This is a genomic window from Candidatus Woesearchaeota archaeon, assembly GCA_027858315.1.
Lineage (GTDB): Archaea > Nanobdellota > Nanobdellia > Woesearchaeales > UBA583 > UBA583.
In genome coordinates, this window is sequence record JAQICV010000059.1 from 1 (window position 1) to 7,034 (window position 7,034).

A 7,034-nucleotide genomic window follows, 5' to 3' on the forward strand; every position below is an offset into this window, starting at 1 on the left:
GGCTTTCTCTGACCCAAGCGTATTTAGTCAATATGATATGGAATTCAGAAGAATACATGACGAAGCGGAATTTTATGAAAGGGATGTTTATATTATTTCTGCCGTAAAACAAGAAGAGAATAAATACTTATTCAACTTTGATGTTGTTAGTTATTATGAAGGCCAAGAAGAGCCAAGTGTTAACCGCTACAGTGTTTATATCAAGTTTGAATGTGCCCCGCTAGAAAAGATTTCACCATCTCTAAGAAATATAAACCCCCTCGGCATACAAATAGTATGGTACAGAGGAGATAAAGAGACAAATAATAATAACAATACAAATAGTTATGATGAAGATATTTAATAATTTAACAAAAACAATTCCATTAGTTTTATTTCTCGCCCCTAGCGTTGCCTATAGTGCCGATTTAACAGATTTGTTAATGCAAAGCCCTATGCCAAAGGTTCAGCAAAGTGTTCCTAAGTATAAGCAAAGTAAAACCACCACCACAATGGAAAAGGCTTTAAATGCAAAGAATCTAAAGGCTGTAACCTCGCATAGATATGACAGGTTTAAAACTTATAAGATAAAGCTGGGTTTATACCTTACAACAACTATTTCCTTACCGAAAAATGAGAAAATTCTTACCTATTCAGTCGGAGACGGAAAGGTGTTTGATGTAGAGCATGATAAGGCCTTACCTAACATACTCACAATTAACACATATGAAGAAGGTTATGTAACAAATCTTACTGTTATTACAGATAAGAATCAGAAGATTTATAACTTCTTACTGAAGTCTTATAATAGTGATCGTTGGGTTATTCCTGGTTTTACTTACTACATAACTCAAAGTGAAGAAGTAGAAATAGCTGAACGTCTCACAAAACTAAAATCTAATAATAAAAACATCAAGGATGTTGAAAAGCTAGACCAACTTAATACTTCTTATAAAATCAAGGGTGATGACCTTATAGCTCCAAAGTATGCCTATGATGATGGTAAGTTTACCTATCTTGATTTTGGAGATAGATATTTATCAGATCGCATGCCTACAGTGTATAAAGTCGTGGATGGGTACGATTCAGTAATTAATAAACACATGGAAGGTAATATCCTTGTTGTTGAAACTCTTTCACCCGAAGGCTTTACCCTAAAGAATGGTGATAGCCATGTGTGTATTATTCCTAAGAAAAAATTAAGCAAAGTATATAAAGATGATAAATAATATTCTCCAACATAAAACATTATTAATTGCGACTGGAGCTACAATTGCTGTTATTACAACAACGGCAATTGCTGTAAAGAGTGGCAATAACTCAAAACAAGAAGCAAAAGAACAAAAAAAGATAGAATATGTTTTTGATGAGGAGTTCTTTGGTAAAACCGGTAAGACAATAGAAATCAAAGAAAATCCTTTCCTTGCTGAGAAAATAGAAGAACCAGAGGCAAAGCCTCAAATTCAATATGTTCATGTTCCTGTAAGAGAGCAAAGAGAAAGAGGGACATTTCAGAATAAGAGTTTCATCTCTTATAACGACAATGATAATGATGGGAGTTCTTTTCTTCTTGATAATAAAGACAATAACCCATCTACAATAGTTGGCAAGTCCTATGACTTATCTAGAGTTATAACCACAAACAAATATATTCCTCTAGTTTTAGACTCTGCTATTAATACAGAAATCCCCTCAAATACTGTTACGGCAATAGTTGAAAGTAATGTATATGGCTATCATGCCAAGGATGTATTAATTCCCAGATACTCAATAGTTGAGGGAAGGTTTGAGGCCGTTATGACTAAAGCCTCAAAAAGAATCCAGCTTGCATGGTATAAAATCACCACTCCTGACGGCAAGATAATTGAATTAGAGGATAGTGTTTCAATGGATTATACAGGTGCAAGCGGTGTTACAGGCCATGTAGATACAAGAGCTATGGAAAAGTACGGCGGAGCTTTAGCATTTGGTGGTATAAATGCTTTAGCTAATTTGTCTGTTGATCTTGACTCCACAAGACAACAAGCCTTTGTTCAATCCATCACTCAACAAGTACTACCAATCACTACTGAGATGATAAGGCAAAAAATCAACATCAAGCCAATTATTACAATTAGGCAAGGTGAAAGGTTTAATATTAAGCCTCATAAGAATCTTTATTTCAAAGAGGCAAACGGTCAATCAATAAAAACAATATTTGTAGATTAGTTATGAAAAAAATATATACCAAAGTTATTACCTTAGTTCTAGTCGCTGTATTTACTAACTCCACTTATGCCTTTAGTAAGAATGACGATGTGTTAAAGCTCAAGGTTACAGACAACAAAGAGAAGGTGGCAAGAGCGGAGATTCTAAACCTAGATGATAGTAATGAATATTATGAAGATTTAAAGGTAATAGAACTGGTAGGTAAAAAAACACAAACTAAAGATGTTTTAAATATTGATTGGAATAAAATTAAACTGGGCGAGGCGGAGATACCTATTTCTCCTCCTTTTTCTTCCAAGGTTAAAGTAACAAATGATATAAAAAAAGGAAATAAGTTCTCTGCGAAGGGAAGTTATTCCCACCTTATATCTTCGATGGAAGAATTATTACAGATGCAAGAAGACTCTAATAAAAAATACACAAAGAACACCCGTAAAACTGTAAATACTAACTCTACAAGTAGCTCTTCATTTCAGTCATCTTATAGGCCTTTAACAAATCTTAATAATAATAAAGATGAAGAAGAAATATTTACTTCCGCAGTAACTGAAATAGGAGAGGAAATTACTCTTACAGATGGATGTTTGCCTTATGTTGACTACGAATTAAATACTATATACATGCAGCAAAGAGTTATAAGGGACGGAGAAGAAATACAGGCCTGTCATAACTCAAGCATATCCTTTCCATTACAAAAGGATTATGATGTTTGCCCCGACAAAGAGGACGCTAGTACAGGTGCGAAGGAGGTATACTTCCAATATTACTACATTGATGATAGAAACGGCAACAATGCAAGACTGGATGTAGGACAATGCCAACTTGACCTTTTCCAAAGTACAGGTGGAGATACTCAAGAGGTAACTACAACAGATGGCTGTAGTCCTTATATTGATTATACTTTAAGTTCAGTATATATTCAGCAGAGAATCTTACAAGGAAGTGAAGTCATTCAAGCATGTCATAATTCCAGCACCTCGTTCCCATTACAAAAGAATTATGAAATATGCCCTGATAAAATAGATACAGAGTATCTTATGAACAAGGTGTATTTCCAATATTACTATGTTGATACGAGAGATGGCAACGACATCGCTCAAAATATTGGAGACTGTCAACTTGATAGTACTCAAAGTGGCTCATTAGCAGTTACTCAAAACTATGAGAACTGTACTCAGTTTATTGATTTATCCGCAATGAGAATCTACGACCAGTATCAAGAATACTATTCTGATAGTGATGATAATGAGATTCTCTTAAATGATTGCCAAAAGGACTTAAATAGAAGTTTTAGACTAGATGAGGACTTTAACAAGTGTCCAATCAAGCACGACTTTGAGAAAGGTTATTCCATTTCTCAAAAGGAGATAGGCTATACAGATGGTGAAGGAGCATATCATAAAGTGTATGATTGTACGGAAGACACTGATTACAAGTATACTCACTATAGTACTTCTGATAGTTGTTCCAATGTTATCACGGATGACGAGGTACAAATATTTACTCGTAAGTACATTACAGTAGATGGAGTAAGAGAATATATTAGTGAATGCACTCCTGCCGAGGGTAATGTTACAGTTGAGAACGAGATTTGTTACACAAATCAATATACTCATGAGCTGGAAAATAAACAATCATATATAAATAGAAACTATTTCTATATGGATAGCTACGGCCAAAGAGTTGATATATCAACTTGTGTTAAATCAGGCGAGCCAATTCCTCACTTAGAGGAAGCAAGTGTTTGTGAACATATAGATGATGACAGCACAAAACAAACTACGATGTATTCTAAGACATTTATTGAGGTAAATGGCTCTAGAGAATATATTGGAGAGTGTAAAGAAATGTTAACCAAAGTTCCTTATGCTGAAATAGGCTACAAATGGAAAAATGAATTCTCAACATCATCAACAGCTATAGCAGTTGGAAATAGTCGTGATAATATTTTCCTTGGGTCGAAGGAAGGTTATGAGAATACTAGAACAGATGACTACGGTCAAACAACCATCTATAATAAATATGACATTTCCAATTATTCCACTTCTGGAAAATGTGATGGGTATACTTCCCCTTCTTATAATGGCGTTGCAATAGATTTAAGCCTAAGTAGTACAAGTGCTATCACCCTTAACAACTTTGTAGAAAACAGACCTGTAAGTGATGTTTGTTACTGGTATTGTTATTATAAAACAACTTACCCTTTCAAGGAGTGTAAATATACCCCAAGCAGAATATGTAGAGACAATGTTTACTATTATCAAAGATGTACTAGCCACAAATGCCCGCTAACCAAAACTGTAAAGTTCCCTATTTACAGAAGAGGTGATGGATCTCAATTGGTAGATGAGTCTATCAACAAAGAGGTTAAATATATTTGTGGAAATAGCAGTGTTCTAGATGGTACGGAGGTTTTTTATGACAATTAATATAGTAGATATTAATTTAGAAACTCTAAAACCATATCTCTTAGAAACCAAGTATACCGACCTTTCAATAAATGAAGAGGGCTATATATGGTGTAAAAGTTTTGCTGGCCAATGGGAAAAGATAAAGAATGAAGGTATAACCAAGATATACCTTCAAGGCCTGTTCAGACTCATTGCCATAGACTGCAATAAAGAAATACATGACATCGATAACTTTAGAGAAAACCTAGATATAAAGCTTAATGATGAAATTCATAGAGCAAATATTATATTTGGTAAATCCAAAAAAGCAGGCTTCGGAATTACCATTAGGTTAAAAAGAAATCATAACATATCTTTAGATGATTTTATAATTGAAGAATCTGACAAGAGAAAGATCCTTCAATGTGTCCTTGATGAAAAGAATATACTCATCTCGGGAGGTATAGGAACTGGTAAAACTACATTCCTAAACTCTCTACTCAAACACATTAAAGACAAAGAGAATAAAAGAATTATCACAGTAGAGAACGCCTCTGAGATTAATTTAAGTGATTTTCCTCATAACTACCCTTTTATTTACGAAGCAGAGACAGAAGAGCATGTATTTGAAGTATTCAATGATTGTCTAAGGTCATCACCAGACATCTTAATTCTTGGTGAAATCCGTAAAGAAAACGCTAAAGTCTTCCTTAACTTCATTAATGCAGGACATGATGGTACATTCTCTACTGTACATGCTAGTAGCCCAAAGAGAGCATTAACAACTATTGCCAATTATATCACATCTCAGCATTCAAATGAGAAGAAAGAAGCATTACAAGATGAATTAGAGTTAGGGCTTTCTTGTGTTATTCAGCTTAAAAAGACTTACGAGAACGGAAGGCCGCAAGTAATGGTTTCTCAAGTAGAATATTATGGAGATTAGTTTTATGTGCGTAACTATATATAGGGACAAATTCGCTCATCAAATCTTAAATTATACATTATGAAAATATTAATCTCTCTAATACTCAGCTTTATAATAAGCCACATAGTAGTAACTTTATTATCTTATGTTCTATTCTTTAATAGCTTTAATCTTGCCGTACCGTTTCTTATGGTGCAAGATTTTCTAAGGCCAATAACATCTATAATTATAGATAAGCAATTAAATGAATCTCTTTTTAAATATTCGGCTCATTTTACTTTTCTATACACAGGGTTAATTGCCGTTCCAGCTTTTTTAAGCACCTTTCTTACAAATACCAATAAGAATAAAGATAGTTGCAAGGATAAGTATGGTTATGCAAGATTTACTAAAAGCAAATCAGCAATAAAAAGATTAAATTTGTTTTTTGGTAGAGGTATTGTATTGGGGGGATTAAAGAATAATAAGCTTACCACCTTATTATTTAAGAAGAACACTTATGAGCTTATAACTTACAATCAAGCCTTATCTACTATATTAATTGCACCTACAGGAAGTGGTAAGACGGCAGGGTTTATTATTCCCACCTTATTCAACTGTGATAATTCCATAGTTGCCTTTGATATTAAAGGCGAGCTTTTTGAAAAAACTTCGGAGTATAGAGAATCACTCGGCCAAGAAATATTATGTTTAGATTTTAATAACCCAAAAGAAAGTATTAAATACAATCCCTTTGCTATAAACGAAATACCAGAGATGAGGAAGTGGACTTCTTATGTTGGAAATGTAACAAATGTTCTATTCCATGACTCTAGCACTAAGACAGGCAATAGTTACTTTTTAAACACAGCTAAAGATTTATTTAAAGTTATAATCTTATATTATTTACAAAAAGATGGCTATGCTACTATATCTCAAGCGAGGAGCTTTCTAGCAGAGGGCGTAGATATTGTTGATAATCTAAAGAATGCCCTAGAAGAAGTAGAAGGAGAAAAGAAGCTCACCGAAGATATTGATGAACAAAGACTATGTAAATATATTATTGAGAAAATCACTTCCGCCTTGCAAGTAGGTACTGCAAATGACCAGTTTATGGGCATTATAGGAACATATAATACGCAATTAAGTCTTTATAGTGATTTTGATGTTCAAGATATTATTAATTGTAAAGAATCTACAATTAATTCCTCTTACCTAAGAAAGAATAAAACAACTTTATATATTAAAGTACAAGCCGTTGATATGAAAAGACTCAGTCCAATTCTTACTCTTTTGATAGAGAACATGACTAAGAATCTTGTATCGGAAGTTCCAGAAGACTCAGATAATAATGTAACTTATATCCTAGATGAATTTGCAAATATTGGCAAATTACCAGAATTAATAAGAATAACCTCGCTTTCTAGGGGTTATAAGTTAAATCAGATATTTGTTATACAAGCCCTCTCTCAATTAGATGAAATTTATTCACAAGCAGAAAAAGAAAATCTACTTGCGAATACCGCATATAAAATCATCCTTTGCCAAAA

General features: G+C 33.5%; 6 protein-coding genes. All 6 read left to right on the top strand.

The window, feature by feature from the left end:
* On the top strand, positions 1-343 hold a 343-nt coding region (locus PF569_05350), incomplete at its 5' end, for a hypothetical protein (GenBank protein ID MDA3855662.1).
* Positions 330-1,208 carry a TrbG/VirB9 family P-type conjugative transfer protein gene (locus tag PF569_05355; GenBank protein MDA3855663.1) on the top strand — a complete coding sequence of 293 codons (879 nt, stop codon included), beginning with the start codon at positions 330-332 and terminating at the stop codon, positions 1,206-1,208. The genes PF569_05350 and PF569_05355, both read left to right, overlap by 14 nt.
* Positions 1,198-2,187 carry a TrbI/VirB10 family protein gene (locus PF569_05360; GenBank protein MDA3855664.1) on the top strand — a complete coding sequence of 330 codons (990 nt, stop codon included), beginning with the start codon at positions 1,198-1,200 and terminating at the stop codon, positions 2,185-2,187. Before PF569_05355 ends, PF569_05360 begins: the two co-directional genes overlap by 11 nt.
* A 2-nt stretch (positions 2,188-2,189) precedes the next feature.
* Positions 2,190-4,616 carry a hypothetical protein gene (locus tag PF569_05365; GenBank protein MDA3855665.1) on the top strand — a complete coding sequence of 809 codons (2,427 nt, stop codon included), beginning with the start codon at positions 2,190-2,192 and terminating at the stop codon, positions 4,614-4,616.
* Entirely contained in the window at positions 4,588-5,523 is a 936-nt protein-coding gene (locus tag PF569_05370; GenBank protein MDA3855666.1) for an ATPase, T2SS/T4P/T4SS family, read from the top strand. The genes PF569_05365 and PF569_05370 overlap by 29 nt, the downstream gene beginning before the upstream one ends.
* A 171-nt stretch (positions 5,524-5,694) precedes the next feature.
* On the top strand, positions 5,695-7,034 hold a 1,340-nt coding region (locus tag PF569_05375; protein MDA3855667.1), incomplete at its 3' end, for a type IV secretory system conjugative DNA transfer family protein.

Excerpts from the sequence above, each read along its gene's own strand:
- PF569_05365 (MDA3855665.1), top strand. The coding sequence starts at position 2,190 with ATGAAAAAAATATATACCAAAGTTATTACCTTAGTTCTAGTCGCTGTA.
- PF569_05370 (MDA3855666.1), top strand. The coding sequence starts at position 4,588 with ATGGTACGGAGGTTTTTTATGACAATTAATATAGTAGATATTAATTTA.
- PF569_05360 (MDA3855664.1), top strand. The coding sequence starts at position 1,198 with ATGATAAATAATATTCTCCAACATAAAACATTATTAATTGCGACTGGA.
- PF569_05355 (MDA3855663.1), top strand. The coding sequence starts at position 330 with ATGAAGATATTTAATAATTTAACAAAAACAATTCCATTAGTTTTATTT.